The 23,346-nt window shown below is 42.2% G+C and carries 18 protein-coding genes, 3 rRNA genes and 1 riboswitch; of the genes, 20 read left to right on the top strand and 1 reads right to left on the bottom strand.

The features are described 5' to 3' along the window. Positions 1-22 precede the first annotated feature (22 nt). From MHI22_RS13160 to purD, 17 genes are all read left to right on the top strand, one after another. Positions 23-1,574: ribosomal RNA gene (locus MHI22_RS13160) — 16S ribosomal RNA — on the top strand. A gap of 370 nt (positions 1,575-1,944) precedes the next feature. Continuing rightward, positions 1,945-4,872: ribosomal RNA gene (locus MHI22_RS13155) — 23S ribosomal RNA — on the top strand. 187 nt (positions 4,873-5,059) lie between these two features. Further along, positions 5,060-5,176 (top strand): 5S ribosomal RNA (gene rrf, locus MHI22_RS13150). The 16S, 23S and 5S rRNA genes sit together here, the layout of an rRNA operon. Before the next feature lie 116 nt (positions 5,177-5,292). Further along, positions 5,293-5,568: a hypothetical protein gene (locus MHI22_RS13145; protein WP_036124085.1), complete on the top strand. Its 276-nt coding sequence runs from the start codon at positions 5,293-5,295 to the stop codon at positions 5,566-5,568. A 142-nt stretch (positions 5,569-5,710) separates the two neighbouring features. Continuing rightward, the gene (locus tag MHI22_RS13140) at positions 5,711-5,905 is read left to right on the top strand and encodes an NETI motif-containing protein (protein ID WP_089934989.1); all 195 of its coding nucleotides are present in this window, start codon (positions 5,711-5,713) and stop codon (positions 5,903-5,905) included. 93 nt (positions 5,906-5,998) lie between these two features. Further along, positions 5,999-6,097, top strand: a riboswitch (purine riboswitch). Between the two features lie 209 nt (positions 6,098-6,306). Further along, on the top strand, positions 6,307-6,795 hold the full coding sequence (gene purE, locus MHI22_RS13135; protein ID WP_089934991.1) for a 5-(carboxyamino)imidazole ribonucleotide mutase: 489 nt from the start codon (positions 6,307-6,309) through the stop codon (positions 6,793-6,795). Then, positions 6,792-7,916 (top strand): 5-(carboxyamino)imidazole ribonucleotide synthase, encoded by a 1,125-nt coding sequence (gene purK, locus MHI22_RS13130; protein ID WP_036124076.1) that lies wholly within the window; start codon positions 6,792-6,794, stop codon positions 7,914-7,916. The genes purE and purK overlap by 4 nt, the downstream gene beginning before the upstream one ends. A gap of 13 nt (positions 7,917-7,929) precedes the next feature. Next, positions 7,930-9,225 (top strand): adenylosuccinate lyase, encoded by a 1,296-nt coding sequence (purB, locus tag MHI22_RS13125; protein ID WP_036124073.1) that lies wholly within the window; start codon positions 7,930-7,932, stop codon positions 9,223-9,225. A 130-nt stretch (positions 9,226-9,355) separates the two neighbouring features. Then, a complete protein-coding gene (gene purC, locus MHI22_RS13120) occupies positions 9,356-10,066 on the top strand; it encodes a phosphoribosylaminoimidazolesuccinocarboxamide synthase (protein ID WP_089934996.1) in 711 nt (236 codons plus the stop codon). Positions 10,067-10,068: 2 nt separating this feature from the next. Further along, a complete protein-coding gene (gene purS, locus MHI22_RS13115; protein WP_036124064.1) occupies positions 10,069-10,317 on the top strand; it encodes a phosphoribosylformylglycinamidine synthase subunit PurS in 249 nt (82 codons plus the stop codon). Positions 10,318-10,319: 2 nt separating this feature from the next. After that, a complete protein-coding gene (gene purQ / locus MHI22_RS13110) occupies positions 10,320-11,003 on the top strand; it encodes a phosphoribosylformylglycinamidine synthase subunit PurQ (protein ID WP_054611985.1) in 684 nt (227 codons plus the stop codon). Next, positions 10,990-13,224, top strand: coding sequence for a phosphoribosylformylglycinamidine synthase subunit PurL (purL, locus tag MHI22_RS13105; RefSeq protein ID WP_340812178.1), 2,235 nt, complete (start codon positions 10,990-10,992; stop codon positions 13,222-13,224). Before purQ ends, purL begins: the two co-directional genes overlap by 14 nt. Continuing rightward, complete coding sequence (purF, locus tag MHI22_RS13100) at positions 13,200-14,624, top strand: amidophosphoribosyltransferase (RefSeq protein WP_058844201.1); 1,425 nt, start codon at positions 13,200-13,202, stop codon at positions 14,622-14,624. The genes purL and purF overlap by 25 nt, the downstream gene beginning before the upstream one ends. A gap of 92 nt (positions 14,625-14,716) precedes the next feature. Continuing rightward, positions 14,717-15,772 (top strand): phosphoribosylformylglycinamidine cyclo-ligase, encoded by a 1,056-nt coding sequence (purM, locus tag MHI22_RS13095; protein WP_036123480.1) that lies wholly within the window; start codon positions 14,717-14,719, stop codon positions 15,770-15,772. Further along, positions 15,772-16,341 carry a phosphoribosylglycinamide formyltransferase gene (purN, locus tag MHI22_RS13090; RefSeq protein WP_101966909.1) on the top strand — a complete coding sequence of 190 codons (570 nt, stop codon included), beginning with the start codon at positions 15,772-15,774 and terminating at the stop codon, positions 16,339-16,341. The genes purM and purN overlap by 1 nt, the downstream gene beginning before the upstream one ends. 113 nt (positions 16,342-16,454) lie before the next feature. Then, positions 16,455-17,981: a bifunctional phosphoribosylaminoimidazolecarboxamide formyltransferase/IMP cyclohydrolase gene (gene purH / locus MHI22_RS13085; protein WP_036123476.1), complete on the top strand. Its 1,527-nt coding sequence runs from the start codon at positions 16,455-16,457 to the stop codon at positions 17,979-17,981. Between the two features lie 81 nt (positions 17,982-18,062). Beyond that, positions 18,063-19,319 (top strand): phosphoribosylamine--glycine ligase, encoded by a 1,257-nt coding sequence (gene purD, locus MHI22_RS13080; protein ID WP_036123475.1) that lies wholly within the window; start codon positions 18,063-18,065, stop codon positions 19,317-19,319. A 113-nt stretch (positions 19,320-19,432) separates the two neighbouring features. Here purD and MHI22_RS13075 read toward each other — a convergent pair whose 3' ends face one another. Further along, positions 19,433-19,858 carry a YgaP-like transmembrane domain gene (locus MHI22_RS13075; RefSeq protein ID WP_058844200.1) on the bottom strand — a complete coding sequence of 142 codons (426 nt, stop codon included), beginning with the start codon at positions 19,856-19,858 and terminating at the stop codon, positions 19,433-19,435. Between the two features lie 199 nt (positions 19,859-20,057). Between MHI22_RS13075 and MHI22_RS13070 the strand changes: the two genes are divergently transcribed. The 3 genes from MHI22_RS13070 (at position 20,058) to MHI22_RS13060 (ending at position 23,240) form a co-directional block, all read left to right on the top strand. After that, positions 20,058-21,779 (top strand): adenine deaminase C-terminal domain-containing protein, encoded by a 1,722-nt coding sequence (locus MHI22_RS13070; protein WP_338651926.1) that lies wholly within the window; start codon positions 20,058-20,060, stop codon positions 21,777-21,779. A 69-nt stretch (positions 21,780-21,848) separates the two neighbouring features. Further along, positions 21,849-22,904, top strand: coding sequence for a DUF3048 domain-containing protein (locus tag MHI22_RS13065; protein WP_442916384.1), 1,056 nt, complete (start codon positions 21,849-21,851; stop codon positions 22,902-22,904). A gap of 15 nt (positions 22,905-22,919) precedes the next feature. Then, positions 22,920-23,240, top strand: coding sequence for a YerC/YecD family TrpR-related protein (locus MHI22_RS13060; protein ID WP_004225717.1), 321 nt, complete (start codon positions 22,920-22,922; stop codon positions 23,238-23,240). The last annotated feature ends 106 nt before the right edge of the window (positions 23,241-23,346 follow it).

Genomic DNA, 23,346 nt, shown 5'->3' with positions numbered 1-23,346 from the left:
AATTTGAGCTATTCAAATTTCTTTTATGGAGAGTTTGATCCTGGCTCAGGACGAACGCTGGCGGCGTGCCTAATACATGCAAGTCGAGCGAACAGAGAAGGAGCTTGCTCCTTCGACGTTAGCGGCGGACGGGTGAGTAACACGTGGGCAACCTACCTTATAGTTTGGGATAACTCCGGGAAACCGGGGCTAATACCGAATAATCTGTTTCACCTCATGGTGAAACACTGAAAGACGGTTTCGGCTGTCGCTATAGGATGGGCCCGCGGCGCATTAGCTAGTTGGTGAGGTAACGGCTCACCAAGGCGACGATGCGTAGCCGACCTGAGAGGGTGATCGGCCACACTGGGACTGAGACACGGCCCAGACTCCTACGGGAGGCAGCAGTAGGGAATCTTCCACAATGGGCGAAAGCCTGATGGAGCAACGCCGCGTGAGTGAAGAAGGATTTCGGTTCGTAAAACTCTGTTGTAAGGGAAGAACAAGTACAGTAGTAACTGGCTGTACCTTGACGGTACCTTATTAGAAAGCCACGGCTAACTACGTGCCAGCAGCCGCGGTAATACGTAGGTGGCAAGCGTTGTCCGGAATTATTGGGCGTAAAGCGCGCGCAGGTGGTTTCTTAAGTCTGATGTGAAAGCCCACGGCTCAACCGTGGAGGGTCATTGGAAACTGGGAGACTTGAGTGCAGAAGAGGATAGTGGAATTCCAAGTGTAGCGGTGAAATGCGTAGAGATTTGGAGGAACACCAGTGGCGAAGGCGACTATCTGGTCTGTAACTGACACTGAGGCGCGAAAGCGTGGGGAGCAAACAGGATTAGATACCCTGGTAGTCCACGCCGTAAACGATGAGTGCTAAGTGTTAGGGGGTTTCCGCCCCTTAGTGCTGCAGCTAACGCATTAAGCACTCCGCCTGGGGAGTACGGTCGCAAGACTGAAACTCAAAGGAATTGACGGGGGCCCGCACAAGCGGTGGAGCATGTGGTTTAATTCGAAGCAACGCGAAGAACCTTACCAGGTCTTGACATCCCGTTGACCACTGTAGAGATATAGTTTCCCCTTCGGGGGCAACGGTGACAGGTGGTGCATGGTTGTCGTCAGCTCGTGTCGTGAGATGTTGGGTTAAGTCCCGCAACGAGCGCAACCCTTGATCTTAGTTGCCATCATTTAGTTGGGCACTCTAAGGTGACTGCCGGTGACAAACCGGAGGAAGGTGGGGATGACGTCAAATCATCATGCCCCTTATGACCTGGGCTACACACGTGCTACAATGGACGATACAAACGGTTGCCAACTCGCGAGAGGGAGCTAATCCGATAAAGTCGTTCTCAGTTCGGATTGTAGGCTGCAACTCGCCTACATGAAGCCGGAATCGCTAGTAATCGCGGATCAGCATGCCGCGGTGAATACGTTCCCGGGCCTTGTACACACCGCCCGTCACACCACGAGAGTTTGTAACACCCGAAGTCGGTGAGGTAACCTTTTGGAGCCAGCCGCCGAAGGTGGGATAGATGATTGGGGTGAAGTCGTAACAAGGTAGCCGTATCGGAAGGTGCGGCTGGATCACCTCCTTTCTAAGGATTATTTCGGAATACAAACCTAGGGTTTGTAAGATTACGTTTTGCGTTCAGTTTTGAAGGTTCATTCTTCTTGAATGAATTACTTCTAATTATGTGCTCCTGTCGCTACGCTTTCGTCGCAAAGCTGCGAGATGTAGAAGCAGGCAGTAGCTTTGTTCTTTGAAAACTGGATAAAACGACATTGAAATTGTAACAAACACATTTATTTTTTTTAAGTTTTTTATAGGCTTAATAACATTAAAAGGGTTTCAAGACACGAGCAGTTCTAGGAAGCAATCGAGTGAATGAAGGAGCGTACTTGAGTACGTGACTGATTGAACGAGTGAAGCTGACAACGAAATGTGATGTGTATTGAAAGCCGTTAGGTTAAGTTATTAAGGGCGCACGGCGAATGCCTTGGCACTAGGAGCCGAAGAAGGACGGCACTAACACCGATATGCTTCGGGGAGCTGTAAGTGAGCTTTGATCCGGAGATTTCCGAATGGGGGAACCCACTACGTTTAATCGCGTAGTATCTTGACGTGAATACATAGCGTCTTGAAGGCAGACCCAGGGAACTGAAACATCTAAGTACCTGGAGGAAGAGAAAGAAAAATCGATTCCCTGAGTAGCGGCGAGCGAAACGGGAAGAGCCCAAACCAAGAGGCTTGCCTCTTGGGGTTGTAGGACACTCAATACGGAGTTACAAAAGAGCGAGTTAGATGAAGCGACTTGGAAAGGTCCGCCAGAGCAGGTAAAAGCCCTGTAGTCGAAAGTTCGTTCTCTCCTGAGTGGATCCTGAGTACGGCGGAACACGTGAAATTCCGTCGGAATCCGGGAGGACCATCTCCCAAGGCTAAATACTACCTAGTGACCGATAGTGAACCAGTACCGTGAGGGAAAGGTGAAAAGCACCCCGGAAGGGGAGTGAAAGAGATCCTGAAACCGTGTGCCTACAAGTAGTTAGAGCCCGTTAATGGGTGATAGCGTGCCTTTTGTAGAATGAACCGGCGAGTTACGATTACGTGCGAGGTTAAGCTTTAGAAGGCGGAGCCGCAGCGAAAGCGAGTCTGAATAGGGCGAAATAGTACGTGGTCGTAGACCCGAAACCAGGTGATCTACCCATGTCCAGGGTGAAGGTAAGGTAACACTTACTGGAGGCCCGAACCCACGCACGTTGAAAAGTGCGGGGATGAGGTGTGGGTAGCGGAGAAATTCCAATCGAACTTGGAGATAGCTGGTTCTCTCCGAAATAGCTTTAGGGCTAGCCTCGTGATGAGAATACTGGAGGTAGAGCACTGTTTGGACTAGGGGGCCATCCCGGTTTACCGAATTCAGACAAACTCCGAATGCCAGATATTTATACACGGGAGTCAGACTGCGAGTGATAAGATCCGTAGTCAAAAGGGAAACAGCCCAGACCACCAGCTAAGGTCCCAAAGTAATCGTTAAGTGGAAAAGGATGTGGCGTTGCACAGACAACCAGGATGTTGGCTTAGAAGCAGCCATCATTTAAAGAGTGCGTAATAGCTCACTGGTCGAGTGACGCTGCGCCGAAAATGTATCGGGGCTAAACGATTCACCGAAGCTGTGGATTGACATCTACGATGTCAGTGGTAGGAGAGCGTTCTAAGTGCGTTGAAGTCAGACCGGAAGGACTGGTGGAGCGCTTAGAAGTGAGAATGCCGGTATGAGTAGCGAAAGACGGGTGAGAATCCCGTCCACCGTATGACTAAGGTTTCCTGAGGAAGGCTCGTCCGCTCAGGGTTAGTCGGGACCTAAGCCGAGGCCGATAGGCGTAGGCGATGGACAACAGGTTGATATTCCTGTACCACCTCCTCACCGTTTGAGAAATGGGGGGACGCAGTAGGATAGGGTAAGCGCGCTGTTGGTTATGCGCGTCCAAGCAGTAAGGCGTGTGTGTAGGCAAATCCGCACACTGTAACGTTGAGCTGTGATGGCGAGTCCGTATGGACGAAGTTCCTGATTTCACACTGCCAAGAAAAGCCTCTATCGAGGTGAGAGGTGCCCGTACCGCAAACCGACACAGGTAGTCGAGGAGAGAATCCTAAGGTGTGCGAGAGAACTCTCGTTAAGGAACTCGGCAAAATGACCCCGTAACTTCGGGAGAAGGGGTGCTCTTGAGCGTGCAAGCGCATGAGAGCCGCAGTGAATAGGCCCAGGCGACTGTTTAGCAAAAACACAGGTCTCTGCAAAACCGTAAGGTGACGTATAGGGGCTGACGCCTGCCCGGTGCTGGAAGGTTAAGAGGAGTGGTTAGCGCAAGCGAAGCTGCGAATTGAAGCCCCAGTAAACGGCGGCCGTAACTATAACGGTCCTAAGGTAGCGAAATTCCTTGTCGGGTAAGTTCCGACCCGCACGAAAGGCGTAACGATCTGGGCACTGTCTCAACGAGAGACTCGGTGAAATTATAGTACCTGTGAAGATGCAGGTTACCCGCGACAGGACGGAAAGACCCCGTGGAGCTTTACTGTAGCCTGATATTGAATTTTGGTACAACTTGTACAGGATAGGTAGGAGCCAGAGATCTCGGAGCGCCAGCTTCGAAGGAGGCGTCGGTGGGATACTACCCTGGTTGTATTGAAATTCTAACCCATGCCCCTTAGCGGGGCAGGAGACAGTGTCAGGCGGACAGTTTGACTGGGGCGGTCGCCTCCTAAAAGGTAACGGAGGCGCCCAAAGGTTCCCTCAGAATGGTTGGAAATCATTCGTAGAGTGTAAAGGCACAAGGGAGCTTGACTGCGAGACCTACAAGTCGAGCAGGGTCGAAAGACGGGCTTAGTGATCCGGTGGTTCCGCATGGAAGGGCCATCGCTCAACGGATAAAAGCTACCCCGGGGATAACAGGCTTATCTCCCCCAAGAGTCCACATCGACGGGGAGGTTTGGCACCTCGATGTCGGCTCATCGCATCCTGGGGCTGTAGTCGGTCCCAAGGGTTGGGCTGTTCGCCCATTAAAGCGGTACGCGAGCTGGGTTCAGAACGTCGTGAGACAGTTCGGTCCCTATCCGTCGTGGGCGTAGGAAATTTGAGAGGAGCTGTCCTTAGTACGAGAGGACCGGGATGGACACACCGCTGGTGTACCAGTTGTCTTGCCAAAGGCATCGCTGGGTAGCTATGTGTGGACGGGATAAGTGCTGAAAGCATCTAAGCATGAAGCCCCCCTCAAGATGAGATTTCCCATTACGCAAGTAAGTAAGATCCCTCAAAGACGATGAGGTAGATAGGTTCGAGGTGGAAGTGTGGTGACACATGGAGCTGACGAATACTAATCGATCGAGGACTTAACCAAAAATGTTTGAACCATTCAATGAACCGTTTATCCAGTTTTGAAAGAACAATTTCTTTTATAAAGGGTTTCAAGATACGAGTAGTTCGAGGAAGCAATGGAGAGAGGGAAGGAGCGTACTCAAGTACGTGACTGACTGAACGACAGAAGCTGACGAAGAAATGCGATGTATATTGAAAGCCGACCATAGTCTAGTGATGATGGCAAAGAGGTCACACCCGTTCCCATACCGAACACGGAAGTTAAGCTCTTTAGCGCCGATGGTAGTTGGGGGGCTTCCCCCTGTGAGAGTAGGACGTCGCTAGGCAATTTAAAAAGTCATGGATATATTCCATGGCTTTTTTTTGTTTTATGAAATATTCATAAAATGCTATAATAAATTATGTACATATTGATTGATCTTGATTCACAGGAGGAATCAAAATGAGGCGTAACCTTTTTACGGCTATTTCGATCTTGAGTCTACTACTTATATTCTTTCTGTTTGGTTATGATTCAACGAAATGGTATGGAGGCTTTTTTACATTTCTCTATCAAGTCAATATGTTTATGCCCTTTATTTTAGGTGGTTTAGGCATTGTTAGTGCTCTCTTAGGCATTAAAGGCTATCGCATGGTTCTTGTTGTCCTTCATTCATTCCTACTATTATTATTTTTAGGTATCTATTTTAAAGCTTTTTATGGATTTAATGAACCTTAATTGAAACTGCGGATATGAATCTGCAGTTTTTTCTATTGAAAGAACTTCATTATATGTTCTTACATACTTCTTTAAGCAACAAAAGGTATAATGTAATACAAGTAGTAAATATGTAAAACGTGAAGTGGAGAGGAAGAAAAAGTTGGGGAAAAAGCAAATTTGGTATGAGGTACAAGAAAATGAGTCGATCGAGGATTGTTTAGCAAGAATGCAGCAGGATGGTTTCATGGCCATAGGGCGAAAAGAAGAGCCGCTTTTTCATATAGTAGATGGTGAACCAGCCTTTTTGCGTCAAAAAATTCAATTTAAAGCTATACCTACTCAAGATACTGAATAAATTTGACCAAAAACCGAACGTTTTTTTTACACTTATAAAAAACGTTCGCATTTTTGCATTGACGATAAGGCAATCCCTTGTTAAAATGTGATAAGGAAAAACAAATAAATCCCCCATATATGCTAGAGGATTGGCTCTAGTGTCTCTACCCGGCACCGTAAATGCTGGACTATGCGGGAAAGCACTTTTGGCATATTACGAGAAGATCCTTGTGCAGTTATGTACATGGAGATATTCTTGTCTTACTAAGTCCTCAAGTAAACTGCTTTCACGTGTAATAGTAGAGAGTAGTTTATTTGGGGATTTTCTTTGTAAATAGATAAAAATTGCAGTAGCTATTAATAATAGAGGCTTGCACAATAATTGATCATTTTTCTATCGTTTAAAAGGAGCGACAATTTATGAATCCGAAAATCGGTGTCATTATGGGTAGTTCAAGTGACTGGGAAACAATGAAACATGCATGTGATATTTTAGATGAATTACAAGTACCGTATGAAAAAAAGGTTGTATCTGCACATCGTACACCTGATTTAATGTTTGACTATGCAGAGACAGCTCGTGAGCGAGGACTACAAGTAATTATCGCTGGGGCAGGTGGAGCTGCACATTTACCTGGAATGGTAGCAGCTAAAACAACATTACCTGTCATTGGTGTACCAGTTCAATCACGTGCACTTAACGGACTCGATTCATTATTATCTATCGTTCAAATGCCTGGTGGTGTACCTGTAGCAACTGTAGCGATTGGCAAAGCGGGAGCAACAAACGCAGGATTACTAGCAGCTCAAATTTTGTCAACAACAGATGCTGTACTTGCTAATAAATTAGATGCTAGACGTGAAGCAACGAAGCAGCAAGTATTAGAAAGCACAGGTGACTTAGTGTGACGAAGATTATTTATCCTGGACAAACGATAGGTATTATAGGCGGAGGACAACTTGGTCGAATGATGGCGCTTGCTGCAAAGGAGTCAGGTTTTAAAGTGGCTGTTCTTGAACCTGCAATGGACTCGCCGTGTGGGCAGGTAGCTGATATTCGTATTGTAGCTCCATATGATGATGAAGCTGCTTTAGAAGAACTTGCAGAAGTAAGTGATGTTATCACTTATGAATTTGAAAATATTGATTATGAAGGCTTAAAGCGCTTATCACAAATGGCTTATGTTCCTCAAGGAGCAGAGTTGGTACGTATTACACAAAACCGTATAACAGAGAAAGACGCTATTGTGAAGGCTAGTTGCCCAGTAGCACCATATATTGTTGCAAAAACTTATGAAGAATTAGTAGCCAATATTGATTCGATTGGTTATCCTTGTATAGTCAAAACAGCAAGAGGTGGTTATGATGGCAAGGGACAGCAGCTTTTAAAGTCAACTGAAGATTTACCTTTAGCGAAAGAACTATTCACACATTCTCAATGTATTGCAGAAGGTTTTGTTCCTTTCCTAAAGGAAGTATCGGTCATTGTTCAAAGAAATGGTCATGGTGAATCGTATTGTCAGCCAGTTGGAGAGAACATTCATGTTCATCATATTCTGCATGAAACAATTGTGCCTGCTCGCATATCTGAAAGCACAGCTCAAGCTGCGGAACGAGAAGCTTTAAAAATTGCAGATTACTTACATTTAGTAGGAACGCTAGCAGTAGAAATGTTTGTGTTAGAAGATGGTAGCATTGTTATTAATGAATTAGCACCAAGACCTCATAATTCTGGTCATTATTCAATAGAAGCGTGTAATGTTTCACAATTCCATCAGCATATTCGTGCTGTTTGTGGTTGGCCATTACGTAAGCCAGAACTTTGGGCGCCATCCATTATGGTCAATGTATTAGGGCAGCATGTCGTGCCACTCAGTAACTCAATTGCTAAATATCCTGAATGGTCCATCCATCTTTATGGGAAAGCTGAAGCTAAGGTAAACCGTAAAATGGGCCATGTAACGATTATGACAAAAAGCTTAGAGGAAACACTACAACAAATCGAGAGTTCTGGCATTTGGTCAGAATAGAAGGAGAAACGCGATGATTGAACGTTACACAAGACCCGAAATGGGCGCAATTTGGACAGAACAAAATAAGTACCAAGCTTGGCTAGAGGTTGAAATTTTAGCATGTGAGGCTTGGGCAGAGATAGGCGATATTCCAAAAGAGGATGTTGCTAAAATTCGTGAAAATGCTTCATTTGATGTGAATCGCATTTTAGAAATTGAACAAGAAACACGTCATGATGTTGTAGCCTTTACGCGTGCCGTTTCGGAAACACTTGGGGAAGAGCGTAAATGGGTACATTATGGTTTAACTTCTACAGACGTAGTAGACACAGCACTTTCTTATTTAATCAAACAAGCAAATGATATTTTGCGCAAGGACATCGTGAATTTCATTGATATTATTGCGGCTAAGGCAAAAGAGCATAAACATACGGTGATGATGGGACGTACACATGGTGTTCATGCAGAACCAACAACTTTTGGTTTAAAACTTGGTTTATGGTATGAGGAAATGAAGCGTAACCTTGAACGTTTTGAAGCAGCAGCCAAAGTAATTGAAACAGGAAAAATGTCTGGAGCTGTTGGAACATATGCCAATATCGATCCTCGTGTTGAGCAATATGTTTGTGATCAACTAGGTCTTGCTGCATCACCGATTTCAACACAAACTTTACAGCGTGATCGCCATGCGCAGTATTTAGGTGCATTAGCTTTAGTTGCTACATCAATTGAAAAATTCGCAACAGAAATTCGCGGCTTACAGAAATCTGAAACGCGTGAAGTAGAAGAAGCTTTTGCAAAAGGGCAAAAGGGCTCATCCGCAATGCCACATAAACGTAATCCAATCGGTTCTGAAAACATGGTTGGGATGTCTCGTTTAATGCGTGGATACATGGTGACAGCTTATGAAAATGTAGCTTTATGGCATGAACGTGATATTTCTCATTCATCTGCAGAGCGCGTTATTTTACCGGATGCAACAATTACTCTTAACTATATGCTTAATCGCTTCGGTAATATTGTGAAAAACTTAACAGTATTCCCTGAGAACATGAAACGTAACATGGAACGCACATATGGTCTTATTTATTCTCAACGCATCTTATTAGCATTAATCGATAAGGGATTAGTACGTGAGGAAGCTTATGATACAGTACAACCTTTAGCAATGCAGGCATGGGACGAGCAAGTTCAGTTCCGTACATTGGTCGATGCAAGTGAAAAAATCACATCTTATTTAACACAAGAAGAGCTGGATGAGTGCTTTGATTATAACTACCACTTACAGCATGTTGATATGATTTTTGAACGACTAGGACTTAACTAATATTTATTTAGCCATCTAAAAGTAAATGTTAGAGCCACCAGTAAATGTTTCAGAGTTGAATCGTGGAGACACGATTCAATTCTGATCATTCATAACAAGCGTATCTCATAATATCAGGGGGAAAAACGACATGACTAAAGGTCAACTTTTGTATGAAGGTAAAGCAAAAAAATTGTTCACAACAGAGGAGCCAAATGTGCTACTAGTTGAGTACAAGGATAGTGCAACAGCATTCAATGGCGAAAAAAAAGAAGAAATTGACGGCAAGGGCATTTTAAATAATCGCATTACTTCATTAATTTTCGAAAAATTACAAGCAAACGGAATTGCGTCACATTTCGTAAAACAATTATCAGATACACAACAACTTGTAAAAAAAGTAGAAATTATTCCGATTGAAGTTGTTGTTCGTAATATTGCCGCAGGAAGTTTAGCAAAACGTCTTGGTCTTGAAGAGGGAACAGCCTTAAAACGACCAATCGTAGAATTTTACTATAAAGACGATGCGTTAGGCGACCCACTCATTACGACAGAACATATTGACGTTCTGGATCTTGCGACACCTACTGAAGTAACAGCCATTTATGATGGAGCACTAGCTGTTAACAAAGTTCTACAGCCAATCTTTGCAGATATCAATGTAACATTAATTGATTTTAAATTAGAGTTTGGCCGTGATATGGATGGCAATGTATTATTGGCAGATGAAATTTCACCAGACACATGCAGACTTTGGGATGCAACTACAAAGCAAAAGTTAGACAAAGATGTTTTTCGTCGAGACCTTGGTAATTTAACTGAAGTTTATACTATTATACTTTCTAGACTCGGAGGCAAATAACAATGAAAAAAGTAAAAATCTATGTAACATTACGTGAGAGCATTCTTGATCCACAAGGCTCTGCAGTACAAGGTTCTTTAGCTAAAATGGGCTACGGTGAGGTAGAAGATTTACGTATCGGTAAATATCTTGAGCTAACTCTTAAAGACTCAGAACGTGACATTGATACTCTAGTAAAAGAAATGTGTGAAAAGGTTTTAACGAACGTTGTAATTGAAGACTACCGTTTTGAAGTCGAGGAGGCTAACTAATCATGAAATTCGCAGTACTCGTATTCCCTGGGTCAAACTGTGACATCGATATGTATCATGCGATTAAAGACGAGCTAGGTGAAGAAGTAGAATATGTATGGCATACAGCAACAGATCTAAGTGGCTTTGATGGCGTATTAGTACCTGGAGGATTCTCCTATGGGGACTACCTTCGTTGTGGTGCAATGGCTAATCAATCTAACATTATGGCAGAGGTTAAGAAAGCAGCAGATGCTGGTAAACCTGTATTAGGTGTATGTAATGGCTTCCAAATTCTGACGGAAGCTGGTTTATTACCAGGGGCTTTACTACGCAATAAAAACTTAAAATTTATGTGCCGTACAGTACAGCTAAAAGTGGAAAACAACAATACATTATTCACAAATCAATATGAGCAAGGTCAAATCATCAATATTCCAATCGCACATGGTGAAGGTAATTACTACTGTGACGAAGAAACTTTACAATCACTAAAAGATAATAATCAAATCGTATTCACATACTCAGGTGACAATCCAAACGGTTCTTTAGAAGATATCGCAGGGATTATAAACGAGCGCGGCAATGTATTAGGGATGATGCCACACCCAGAGCGAGCTGTTGATGCATTGGTGGGCGGCGCAGACGGTCTAGCAGTATTCAAATCAATTGTGAAGCAGTGGAGGGAAAATCATGTCAACAACTAAGTTTGAGCCAACAGCACAGCAAATTAAGGATGAAAAGCTATACGCTGGTATGGGGATGTCAGACGAAGAATTTGCAATGGTAGAAGGTATTTTAGGACGTCTACCTAACTGGACAGAGACAGGTCTTTTCTCAGTAATGTGGTCTGAGCACTGCTCTTACAAAAATTCAAAGCCAGTACTACGTAAGTTCCCGACAAAAGGGCCACAAGTATTACAAGGTCCAGGTGAAGGTGCGGGTATTGTCGATATTGGTGATGAACAGGCAGTAGTATTTAAAATGGAATCACATAACCATCCATCTGCAATTGAACCTTATCAAGGAGCTGCAACAGGTGTTGGCGGTATTATCCGTGACGTTTTCTCCATGGGTGCACGTCCAATCGCCATGCTAAATTCATTACGTTTTGGTGAATTAAAATCAGCACGTGGTAAATATCTTTTTGAAGAAGTTGTTGCGGGTATCGCAGGTTATGGTAACTGTATCGGAATTCCGACCGTTGGTGGCGAGATTCAATTTGATCCTTGCTATGAAGGTAATCCACTTGTTAATGCAATGTGTGTCGGTTTAATCGACCATCAAGATATTCAACGTGGTATTGCTGCGGGTGTCGGCAATACAGTTATGTATGTCGGTGCGAAAACAGGTCGTGACGGAATTCATGGTGCAACATTTGCCTCTGAGGAATTAACAGAGGAATCAGATAACCAACGTCCAGCAGTACAAGTAGGGGACCCATTCATGGAGAAACTTTTACTTGAAGCATGTTTAGAAGTTGTAAAATCTGATGCTCTAGTTGGTATTCAAGATATGGGTGCAGCTGGTCTTACTTCTTCATCAGCAGAAATGGCTTCAAAAGCGGGTTCTGGCGTAGAAATGAATTTAGACTTAGTGCCTCAACGTGAGACAGGTATGACAGCGTACGAAATGATGTTATCTGAGTCTCAAGAACGTATGTTATTAGTGGTGAAAAAAGGTCGTGAAGATGAAATTAAAGCGATCTTTGATAAATATGATTTAGATGCTGTAGCAATCGGCCGAGTAACGGATGATAAAATGCTTCGCCTTTTACACAAAGGACAAGTAGTGGCAGAAGTACCTGCTGATGCGTTAGCAGAAGATGCTCCTGTTTATCATAAACCATCTGCTGAACCTGCATACTATGCTGAGTTCCAAGCAATCGAGAACGTAGAACCAGTTGTGACGGATTATAAAGAAACTTTAAATGCTTTACTACAAGCACCAACAATTGCTTCTAAAGAGTGGGTGTACGATCAATACGATTATCAAGTACGTACATCGACAGTTGTGAAGCCTGGGTCTGATGCTGCCGTTATTCGTGTACGTGGGACAAATAAAGGTTTAGCGATGACAACGGACTGTAACTCTCGCTATATCTATTTAGATCCAGAAGTGGGTGGAGCTATCGCAGTAGCTGAAGCAGCACGTAATATCGTGGCAACGGGTGGTACGCCACTTGCGATTACAGACTGCTTAAACTTTGGTAATCCAGAGAAACCAGAAATCTTCTGGCAAATTGAAAAATCTGCGGATGGTATTTCGGCTGCTTGTACGGCATTAAATGCTCCAGTAATCGGTGGTAACGTTTCTCTTTATAATGAGCGTTCAGGCGAAGCCGTTTATCCAACACCAACAATTGGTATGGTTGGTCTTATCGAAGATTTAGCTCATGTAACTACACAGGATGTAAAAGCTGCAGGAGATCTTGTCTTTGTCATTGGTGAGACAAAAACTGAATTCGGTGGTTCAGAGCTACAAAAACTATTAAATAATGGCGTTATTTCAGGAAAAGCGCCAGCTATAGATTTAGAAGTGGAAGCGGTATGTCAGCAAGCTTTATTAAAGGCGATTAAAGCTGGTCTTGTACAATCTGCCCATGACGTTGCAGAGGGTGGTCTTGCAGTCGCTATTACTGAGACAACATTCGGTGCAAACGGTCTTGGTGTTGAAGTAACATTAGCAGGATCTGCTACAACTGCATTATTCAGCGAAAGTCAATCTCGTTTTGTTGTAACTGTCAAAGAAGAAAATGCTGCTGCATTTGTAGAAATCATCAAAGATGCTCACCAAATTGGTGTCGTAACAAATGATGCACTTGTTAAAATCAACGGGGACAAAGGTGTGCTTGTAGAAGGTACAGTGGAGGAATTCCGTTCTAATTGGAAAGGAGCAATCCCATGCTTGCTGAACTCAGAGGCTTAAACGAAGAATGTGGGGTGTTTGGTATTTGGGGTAACCCAAGTCCAGCACACCTTAGCTATTACGGGCTACATGCTCTTCAACACCGTGGACAAGAAGGGGCTGGAATTGTCGTTTCAGATGGACAGCATCTTCGCGCGGTGAAAGGCGAAGGACTAGTTAATGATGTTTTCAACGAAGATAAATTAAAAGCAGTCAACGGCAAAGCGGCTATTGCTCATGTTCGTTACACGACTGCTGGTGGCGGCGGTATTGAAAACGTACAGCCACTATTATTCCACTCCTCAACTGGTAGCCTTTCAATTGCCCATAACGGTAACTTAGTCAATGCGACACATTTAAAACAGTATCTAGAACGACAAGGAAGTATTTTCCATTCTAGCTCTGATACAGAAGTGCTGGCGCATCTTATTAAGAAAAGCTCGCATTCACCATTCCGTGCAAAGGTGAAAAATGCCCTTTCTCTATTAAAGGGTGCGTATTCTTTCTTAATTATGACAAAGGATGAAATGCTTGTTGCACGTGATCCACATGGTTTACGTCCATTATCTCTTGGAAAGCTTGGAGATGGCTGGGTGGTAGCTTCTGAAACTTGTGCATTTGATTTAATTGGTGCAGAATTCGTTCGTTCTGTGGAGCCAGGAGAGCTCATCATTATTAATGATGAGGGTGTAAAATCGGATCGCTTTGCTGATATGGAAAAGCGTTCGATGTGTGCGATGGAATATGTTTATTTAGCTCGTCCTGATTCAGATATTGATGGCATTAATGTTCATATGGCGCGTAAGCGTATGGGGAAACAACTTGCCCGTGAATGTGCGCATATTGAGGCTGATGTAGTAACGGGTGTACCTGATTCAAGTATTTCAGCAGCGATTGGTTTTGCAGAAGAAAGTGGCATCCCTTATGAATTAGGTCTTATTAAAAACCGCTATGTTGGTCGTACGTTTATTCAGCCAACACAGGAATTACGTGAACGTGGTGTAAAAATGAAACTGTCACCAGTTGTTCAAGTTGTAAAGGGTAAACGTGTAGTAATGGTGGACGATTCAATTGTGCGTGGTACAACATCACGTCGTATTGTCAAAATGTTAAAAGATGCTGGTGCAGCAGAAGTTCATGTTGTGATCTCTTCACCGCCAATGACAAATCCTTGTTATTATGGCATTGATACTTCCACACATGAAGAGCTGATTGCCTCTAGTCATAAAGTAGATGAAATTCGTGATGCAATCGGTGCAGATTCTCTTACGTTCCTTTCTGTTGAGGGCATGGTAGAGACAATTGCACGACCATATGAAGATGACAATCGTGGGCTATGCTTAGCATGCTTTACAGGCAAATATCCAACAGAGATTTTCCCGGATACCATCTTACCACATGAAAAAGAACTATTACGTTAAGAAAAACATCGCAACGGATTGGTGATCGGTAGAAGGCTATACAAAGACTTCTAGGGTACTGAGGCGATTTGGATGATAAGGAGGAACTCTGCGTGTCAAAGGCATATGAACAAGCAGGTGTAAATATTGAAGCGGGTTATGAAGCTGTAAAACGAATGAAGTCTCATGTTGAACGTACGAACCGTTTAGGTGTAATGGGAACGTTCGGTGGCTTTGGTGGCATGTTTGACTTGTCAAAACTAAATCTTAAAGAACCTGTTCTTATTTCAGGGACAGATGGTGTTGGAACAAAGCTAAAACTAGCGTTCATGGTAGATAAGCACGATACAATTGGTGTGGATTGTGTAGCAATGTGTGTCAATGATATTGTTGCTCAAGGAGCAGAGCCACTGTACTTTTTAGATTACGTAGCGCTTGGAAAAGCAGAGCCTGCAAAAATTGAACAAATTGTTAAAGGTGTTGCAGATGGCTGTGTGCAATCTGGTGCAGCACTAATTGGTGGCGAAACTGCGGAAATGCCTGGTCTTTATGAAGAAGACGAATATGATTTAGCAGGGTTTGCAGTAGGTGCTTGTGAAAAGTCTGCCATTGTGACAGGTGAAAAAATCGTTGAAGGCGATGTGCTTATTGGGATTGCATCAAGTGGTGTACATTCAAACGGTTATTCTTTAGTGCGAAAAATTGTTTTTGCAGATCAGCAATATGCGGTGGATGCCATTGTTGAAGGCTATGAAGATTTAGGACCGATCGGGGAGGCTCTTCTCGTGCCAACAAAGCTATATGCTAAGCCAGTATTAGCAGCTTTAAAGGCAGCAGATGTACATGGTTGTGCTCATGTTACTGGTGGAGGTTTCTATGAAAATCTACCGCGTATGATGCCAGAAGGATTAGCAACGGAAATCGACTTAGGTTCTTGGCCAGTATTACGTATCTTTGAATTCCTAAAAGATAAAGGCCAGTTAGAAGATAAAGATCTATATAATGTCTTTAACATGGGGATTGGTTTTGTAATAGCTGTGCCAGTAGCTGAAGCTGAGAAAGTAATGGCAGCAGTAGAAGCAAATGGTGAAAAGGCTTATCCAATCGGACGTGTTATCAAAGGCGACGGAGTAGTGTTTAATGGCTCGCATGATGGGAGTTTAGTGTAATGACTGCACCAACAAAAATCGCCGTGTTCGCATCAGGCAGCGGGAGTAATTTTCAAGCCATTCAAGAGGCGATCGGAAGTGGAGAACTGCATGCAAAGATTGAACTAGTGGTGACAGATAAGCCCGGTGCGTTTGTAGTGACACGTGCTGAAAATTTGGGGATTCCAGTGTTAGCATTAAATCCAAAAGAGTTTGCATCAAAAGCAGCTTATGAGACAGCCATTATCGATGCTTTACATGAATGCGATGTGAAATGGATTGTGCTTGCAGGGTATATGCGTTTAATTAGTGACGTATTATTAGCAGCCTTTCCGCAACGAATTGTTAATATCCATCCTTCCTTATTGCCAGCATTCCCCGGGAAGGACGCCATTGGTCAGGCAATCAATCATGGTGTAAAGATTACAGGGGTAACGGTGCATTTTGTTGATGAAGGAATGGATACTGGTCCGATTATCGCGCAGGCTGCTGTACCTGTCATTGAAGGAAATCGAGAGGCAACAGAAGCTGAAATTCATAAGCAAGAGCATCTATTATATACAAAGGCTTTACAGCAATTATTACAATAACTGAAGAGGAGTTAGGTCGAGAACCTTACTCAACAAGTAAGACCTAACTCTATTAATCTTATAGAAGCAAGTCAGTTCGTGGTAAGCACGATAAAAATTAGGAGGATATTGTTGTGACAAAACGTGCATTAATCAGTGTTTCCAATAAAGATGGTATTTTAGAATTTGCAAAGGAATTAGTAGCATTAGGTTATGAAATTTTATCAACTGGCGGTACGAAAAAAATGTTACAGGATAATGCGGTGGCTGTAACGGCAGTAGATGAAGTAACGAAGTTCCCAGAAATTTTAGATGGTCGTGTGAAAACATTAAATCCAATGATCCACGGTGGTCTATTAGGAAAGTTTGACGATGCTTCTCATCAAGCACAAATGAACGAGCATGGAATTGAGCCAATTGAGATTGTTTGTGTTAATCTATATCCATTTGTTGAAACAATTTCAAAGCCTAATGTAACATGGGATGATGCAATTGAAAACATTGATATCGGTGGCCCAACAATGTTACGCTCTGCTGCAAAAAACCATCAATATGTAACAGTAATCGTGGATAGCAATGACTATGCAACAGTATTAGAAGAACTAAAAGCAAACGGCGCAACTACAATTGAAACACGTCGTCAATTAGCTGCGAAAGTTTTCCGTCACACAGCCGCTTATGATTCTTATATTTCGAACTACCTGACAGAAGAAGAATTCCCAGAGAGCTTAACGATGACATATGAGTTAAAGCAAAATTTACGCTATGGAGAAAACCCGCACCAAAAAGCGGCTTTCTACCAAAAACGTCTTGGCTCAGACTTCTCATTGGCCTATGCTACACAATTACATGGGAAAGAGTTATCCTACAACAATATTCAAGATGGTAATGCAGCACTACAAATCGTCAAAGAATTTGAAATGCCAGCTGCTGTAGCAGTAAAGCATATGAATCCATGTGGCGTTGGTACAGGTATTACATTAGAGGCAGCATTCGATAAAGCTTATGAAGCAGATTCAACATCTATTTTTGGTGGTATTATCGCGTTAAATATGGAAGTAGATGCAGCAACTGCTGAAAAGTTAAGTCACATTTTCTTAGAAATCATCATTGCACCTGCATTCTCACAAGAAGCGTTGGACATTTTAACGCAAAAGAAAAATATTCGCTTACTAACTATTCCATTTGAGCAAGCAAAACAAGATCAATTCAACGTAGTATCTGTTGAAGGTGGCCTTCTTGTACAAGAGCCGGATCGCTATGGTTTTGGCAATGCAGATATTAAAGTAGTGACAGATCGTGAACCAACAAAACAGGAATGGGAAGCATTACAGCTTGGTTGGTCAGTTGTCAAACATGTTAAATCGAATGCGATTGTTGTAACAGATTCCCAAATGACACTTGGTGTTGGTGCAGGTCAAATGAACCGCGTAGGTGCTGCTAAAATTGCCTTTGAGCAAGCTGGAGAAAAAGCAAAAGGTGCTGCACTAGCATCAGACGCATTTTTCCCAATGAGTGATACTGTTGAAGCAGCAGCAGCGGCAGGAATTACTGCTATTATTCAACCAGGTGGCTCGATTAAAGATCAAGATTCCATTGATAAAGCAAATGAATATGGAATTGCTATGGTATTCACAGGCGTACGCCATTTTAAACACTAATTAATAAAACATATAAGAAACAAAACAGACCGAGATGCTGGTTCATCTCGGTCTTACTTACAAATAGGAGGATTCTCTAAAATGAATGTATTAGTAATCGGAAGCGGCGGTCGTGAGCATGCAATCGCTAAACAATTTAGCATTTCTCCATCGGTTCACAAAGTATTTGTAGCGCCAGGCAATGATGGAATGGGAGGCGAAATAGAAGTTGTAGCTATTGATACAATGGATTTCGCAGGTCTTGCTCAATTTGCAAAGGAAAATGATATTGCGTTAACATTTGTTGGCCCAGAACAGCCACTTGCTGAAGGCATTGTTGATTTCTTTACAGCTAGAGGTTTACGTATTTTTGGCCCTTCAAAGGTTGCAGCTCAAATCGAAAGTAGCAAATCCTATGCGAAAGAAATGATGAATAAATATAATATTCCTACAGCCTCACATGAAACGTTTACTGAAGCAGAAAAAGCGATCGCTTATATTCAAGAACAAGGGGCGCCTATTGTCATTAAAGCAGATGGTTTAGCGGCTGGTAAGGGTGTTGTTGTGGCCATGACAGAGGAAGAAGCAATTGAAGCTGTCGAGGATATGATTGGCAATCAACGCTTTGGTGATTCCTCTTCACGTGTTGTCATTGAAGAATTTTTAGACGGAGAAGAGTTCTCCTTTATGTCCTTTGTACATAAAGGACAAATTTATCCAATGGTTATTGCACAAGACCATAAACGTGCCTATGACGGTGATAAAGGACCAAACACTGGAGGCATGGGTGCATACTCGCCTGTACCACAAATCTCTCAAGAAGTAGTTGATCTTGCATATCATACAATTGTAGAACCTACTGTTAGAGGGATGGATGCTGATGGTGCTTCCTTTACAGGTATTTTATATGCTGGGTTAATTTTAACAAAGAAAGGTCCTCAGGTTATAGAATTTAATGCTCGTTTTGGTGATCCAGAAACGCAAGTAGTGTTACCGCGTATGGTTTCTGATTTTGGGGCATTTATGATGGCTTTAATGGATGAACAGCCATTTGATTTACAATGGTCAGAAGAAGCGATGCTTGGTGTTGTCATTGCAGCAGAAGGCTATCCTGGTGACGTTGAAAAAGGCAAAGCATTACCGAATTTAGAGGCACTTTCCACATCCCATGCAGTATTCCATGCAGGTACAAAATTAGTGGATGGCCAATTTGTTGGTAATGGTGGCCGTGTCCTGTTAGTTGCTGCCAAAGCTCCTACTTTGCAGGAAGCACAGGAAAAGGTATACGCTGGAATTGCTACAGAAACATGGGATCACTTTTTCTTCCGTCAAGATATTGGCTGGCGTACATTTAAGTAATTGTTATTTTCACTAAATTTTAAAATATTTTTAATCATCTTTTGAAACCTCTTGTTGTTTCAAACGTAAGAGGTAAGAGCCGTCTCAATAATAGATTGGGACGGCTCCTTTGACTAAGAAGGATTTTGAGCTTTATTCGTTGAAGAATCGCTACTATTTGAGGAATTTTGAGTTGAAGTGCTGGTGTCAGATTGTTTTGAAGCGGTAGCTTGTGAACCTGAAGAATTACCAGATATAGCAGAGGAAAAATCCTTCATGAGTTTATCGATTTGTTCAGAAGACATAGAATTTTGCCCGCTGAACATACTTTGCATAGAGGTGTTCATGGCATTTTGCATATTGGAGCTTAAGAGCGCCTTTGTTGGACAATATTTAAAGAGTCCCTCAGCCATTTTCATGGCACCTAATGCAATCATTAATCGACCTTTTGTACAATTAGGATCTCTAGAAACTTTAGCGATACCAAATGCTGTCAAACTTGTACCCATTGCAAAACGACAAAATGCATTTTTTTCGCTTAAATTTGCTTGCTGCATCATCATACTTCCTCCTTTAGTCATTGTGGAAAAATTAAGCGAGGTGCACTTTGCTTTATGAAAGTGCTGTGTTACGATTGAAACAAGATGATTGCATAAAGCATAATTTTTATGAAAGTATGCGATTATGCAGTAGTAGTATGTGATTTCAAGTTGGATTTACACAATGAAAAATTACGTAAATTAGGAAGGAGCGAATAGCATGGATCCAGTATGGAAAATAACAAAGTTACGACAGCAATTAGCAGTAATCGATGGGAAAAAGGCACCAGATATCGTGTTGAAAAATGCACGTTATTTGCATAGTATGCTGAAACAATTTGTAGTAGGAAACATTTGGATTTTAGGAGATCGCATTGTCTATGCTGGTGACAGAATGCCTCCTTTATTAGAAGGAACAGAAGTGGTGGATTGTACAGGGAAAACAATTGTACCAGGCTATATTGAACCACACGTCCATCCGTTCCAGCTTTATCATCCACAGTCATTTGCAGATTTTTGTGGTCAGCTTGGAACAACAGCTTTTATTTCCGATAATTTAAGTTTTGTTTTAAATTTAGAAAATAAGAAAGCGTTTTCAATTTTGGATAACTTGAAAAAGCTACCGTTTTCTTTTTATTGGTGGACTCGCTTTGATTCACAAACTGAACTGGAGCAAGAGGAAGAAGTTTTCTCTAATACGTCCATATTGGAATGGCTAGAGCGAAGTGATGTCTTGCTTGGTGGAGAGTTGACAGGCTGGCCTAAGCTGCTGCATGGCGACGATCAAATGCTTTATCGTATGCAAATGGCAAAGGGGCTTGGGAAAAAAATTGAAGGACATTTCCCAGGAGCTTCAGAAAGAACTTTAGCACGCATGAAACTGCTTGGTGCTGATGGGGACCATGAGGCAATGACAGTGGAGGAAGTAGAGCGTCGTATTATGCAGGGCTATGCAGTAACATTACGTTATTCTTCCATTCGTCCAGATTTACCACATCTGCTAAAAGGAATAGTAGAAAAAGAACTTCCTATTTTTGATCATTTAATGATGACAACAGATGGCTCACCACCTTCATTCCATGAGGATGGTGTGATGGATAAATGTATTCAGGCAGCCTTAGATGCAGGAGTATCCCCAATCGATGCCTATCAAATGGCTTCTTATAATGTGGCACGCTATTATAATATGTCTAATTTACATGGGTTTATCGCGACAGGTCGCTTCGCTTCCCTGAATATTTTACAAGATGAATATCATCCTATTCCTGAAAGTGTCTTATCGAAGGGTGTTTGGTTGAAGCGTGATGGAGAACGTGTGCATAAATTTGCATCAGTTGATTATTCTGCAATCCCAGCATTAGATTTAGATTTTTCATTAGATTCACAAGATTTTCAGTTTTCAATGCCCTTTGGTATTCAGTTAGTCAATGATGTTATTACAAAGCCTTATAACTCTTTCATAACTAGAGAAGGGCAACTGGCGAATCATGACGAGTGCTATTTAATGCTCCTTAACCGGGAAGGTAACTGGCATGTGAATACGATGATTAAAGGATTTGCGACAGATGTTCAAGGCTTTGCATCCTCCTATTCAAACACAGGCGATATTTTGCTAATTGGAAAAAACAAAGAAGATATGATCAAAGCTTTCGAAGAAATGAAGGCTAGAAATGGTGGAATTGTCCTAGTCGAAAAAGGAGAAGTGATAGCGGACATCCCATTAACAATCGGTGGACTTTTATATGATGGAGACGTACTTGCATTAACGGAGAAAGAAAATGCTTTAAAACAAGCTTTAGCAGATCGAGGTTATCAATTAGGAGATGCTATTTACACGTTATTATTTTTACAATCCACTCATTTACCATATATTCGTATAACACCAAAAGGGATTTTCGATGTGATGAAGAATAAGTTATTATTACCTGCTGTTATGCGCTAATTAATGAAAGTGTTTCAGCTGTTTAAACAATTGCCGTCATGTGTAAGTGTTCAAAGGAGAGGTATGCTTGTGTTCAAATCAAAGAAATTATGGATTGCAATGGCATTTAGTGCTTTGTTGATCGGTGGATGTTCAAAGGATACACCAAAAGTAAAAGAAGACGATGACTCTATAGTGGAGGAGGAAACGGTTGGGGAGGAGCCTGTTCAACAACCCAAATTCGTGGCTCCACTCACTGGGGAGGCTGTGCTAGAAGAAATTACACAGCGGCCTATTATGGTCACAATTAATAATCATCCAGCAGCACGTCCACAATCTGGATTGGCTGATGCAGATGTCATTTATGAAATGCTTGCGGAAGGCAATGTGACACGCTTTTTAGCAATATACCAAAGTGAGCTACCTGAAAATATTGGTCCAGTTCGAAGTGCACGCTCCTATTTCATTGATATGGCAAAGGGATTTGATGCTTTTTATGTAGCACATGGCTATAGTCCAGAGGCAAAAACGATGCTCGATCATCGTATCGTCGATCATATCAATGGAATGGCTTATGATGGTATACTTTTTAGTCGTTCCAGGGACCGTGTGGCTCCGCATAATTCATATATTACATCCGAAAACATCCTAAAAGGTGCTGAAATGGTAGGCGCTTCAATGAATTACAGTGAAAAAGTACTTCAGACTTTTTATGAACCCGATGAACGTGGTAAAATAGGCATTGAAACAAGTCAAGTTGATATTTACTATGGAAAGAATGAAGATTTCCACAACTCGTATGTGTATGATCATCAAAGTAATCACTATGAACGACAATCGGCTGGCGTGGACACAAAGGATATGTTAACAGGCGAAACAGTATCATTGGCAAATGTACTATTTTTTGAAATGGACCATCAAACCATTGATGATGTTGGTCGCCAAGCAATTGATTTAACGTCTGGTGGAAATGCGTATGTATTTCAAAATGGCTATTTGAGGGAAGTCGAATGGACGAACGTTAATGGAATACCAATGGCTGTAGAGCAATCAGGGGAGCCTGTAAAGCTTGTACCAGGAAAGTCGTGGGTTCATTTCGTACCATCTTCACCAGGGTTACAAGCAATGGTGAAAACGCAGCCTTAAAGGGAGGAAAATTGCATGCAAATCGAAAAAATTCGGGGGCATCAAACAGATCAATTATTTAAAGCCGTGTTAGAGTTGAAAGACATTGAAGAATGCTATAAGTTTTTTGATGATTTATGTACGATTAGTGAAATTCAATCGTTGGCACAACGCTTTGAGGTTGCACATTTATTGCGTTTGAAGAAAACCTATGAATCCATTAAAAAGGAAACAGGAGCAAGTACAGCAACAATTTCACGTGTGCGTCGCTGCTTCGATTATGGGAATGATACATATGATGAAATGTTAGGTCGTTTGTATCCTGATGAAAAACCGTTTCAAGCACCAAAAGAATAGTAGGGAAAGAGGCTGGGTAGAAGTTCTGCTCAGTCTTTTTCATTTTTTTGTCGTGAATCATAAGCTATACTTGTAAACGAATAGATAGAAAATGATAGGTGGTCAA

The organism is Lysinibacillus sp. FSL L8-0312, from assembly GCF_038003285.1.
GTDB classification, from domain to species: domain Bacteria; phylum Bacillota; class Bacilli; order Bacillales_A; family Planococcaceae; genus Lysinibacillus; species Lysinibacillus fusiformis_D.
The sequence above is the reverse complement of the archived record's forward strand: the minus strand, read 5'-3'. Positions and strand labels throughout refer to the sequence as shown.

What these genes read in the sequence shown, in the direction of transcription:
- MHI22_RS13145 (WP_036124085.1), top strand. Translation starts at nt 5,293, where the DNA reads ATGAGGCGTAACCTTTTTACGGCTATTTCGATCTTGAGTCTACTACTT.
- purE (WP_089934991.1), top strand. Translation starts at nt 6,307, where the DNA reads ATGAATCCGAAAATCGGTGTCATTATGGGTAGTTCAAGTGACTGGGAA.
- purB (WP_036124073.1), top strand. Translation starts at nt 7,930, where the DNA reads ATGATTGAACGTTACACAAGACCCGAAATGGGCGCAATTTGGACAGAA.
- purC (WP_089934996.1), top strand. Translation starts at nt 9,356, where the DNA reads ATGACTAAAGGTCAACTTTTGTATGAAGGTAAAGCAAAAAAATTGTTC.
- purS (WP_036124064.1), top strand. Translation starts at nt 10,069, where the DNA reads ATGAAAAAAGTAAAAATCTATGTAACATTACGTGAGAGCATTCTTGAT.
- purQ (WP_054611985.1), top strand. Translation starts at nt 10,320, where the DNA reads ATGAAATTCGCAGTACTCGTATTCCCTGGGTCAAACTGTGACATCGAT.
- purL (WP_340812178.1), top strand. Translation starts at nt 10,990, where the DNA reads ATGTCAACAACTAAGTTTGAGCCAACAGCACAGCAAATTAAGGATGAA.
- purF (WP_058844201.1), top strand. Translation starts at nt 13,200, where the DNA reads ATGCTTGCTGAACTCAGAGGCTTAAACGAAGAATGTGGGGTGTTTGGT.
- purN (WP_101966909.1), top strand. Translation starts at nt 15,772, where the DNA reads ATGACTGCACCAACAAAAATCGCCGTGTTCGCATCAGGCAGCGGGAGT.
- purD (WP_036123475.1), top strand. Translation starts at nt 18,063, where the DNA reads ATGAATGTATTAGTAATCGGAAGCGGCGGTCGTGAGCATGCAATCGCT.
- MHI22_RS13075 (WP_058844200.1), bottom strand. Translation starts at nt 19,858, where the DNA reads ATGATGCAGCAAGCAAATTTAAGCGAAAAAAATGCATTTTGTCGTTTT.
- MHI22_RS13070 (WP_338651926.1), top strand. Translation starts at nt 20,058, where the DNA reads ATGGATCCAGTATGGAAAATAACAAAGTTACGACAGCAATTAGCAGTA.
- MHI22_RS13060 (WP_004225717.1), top strand. Translation starts at nt 22,920, where the DNA reads ATGCAAATCGAAAAAATTCGGGGGCATCAAACAGATCAATTATTTAAA.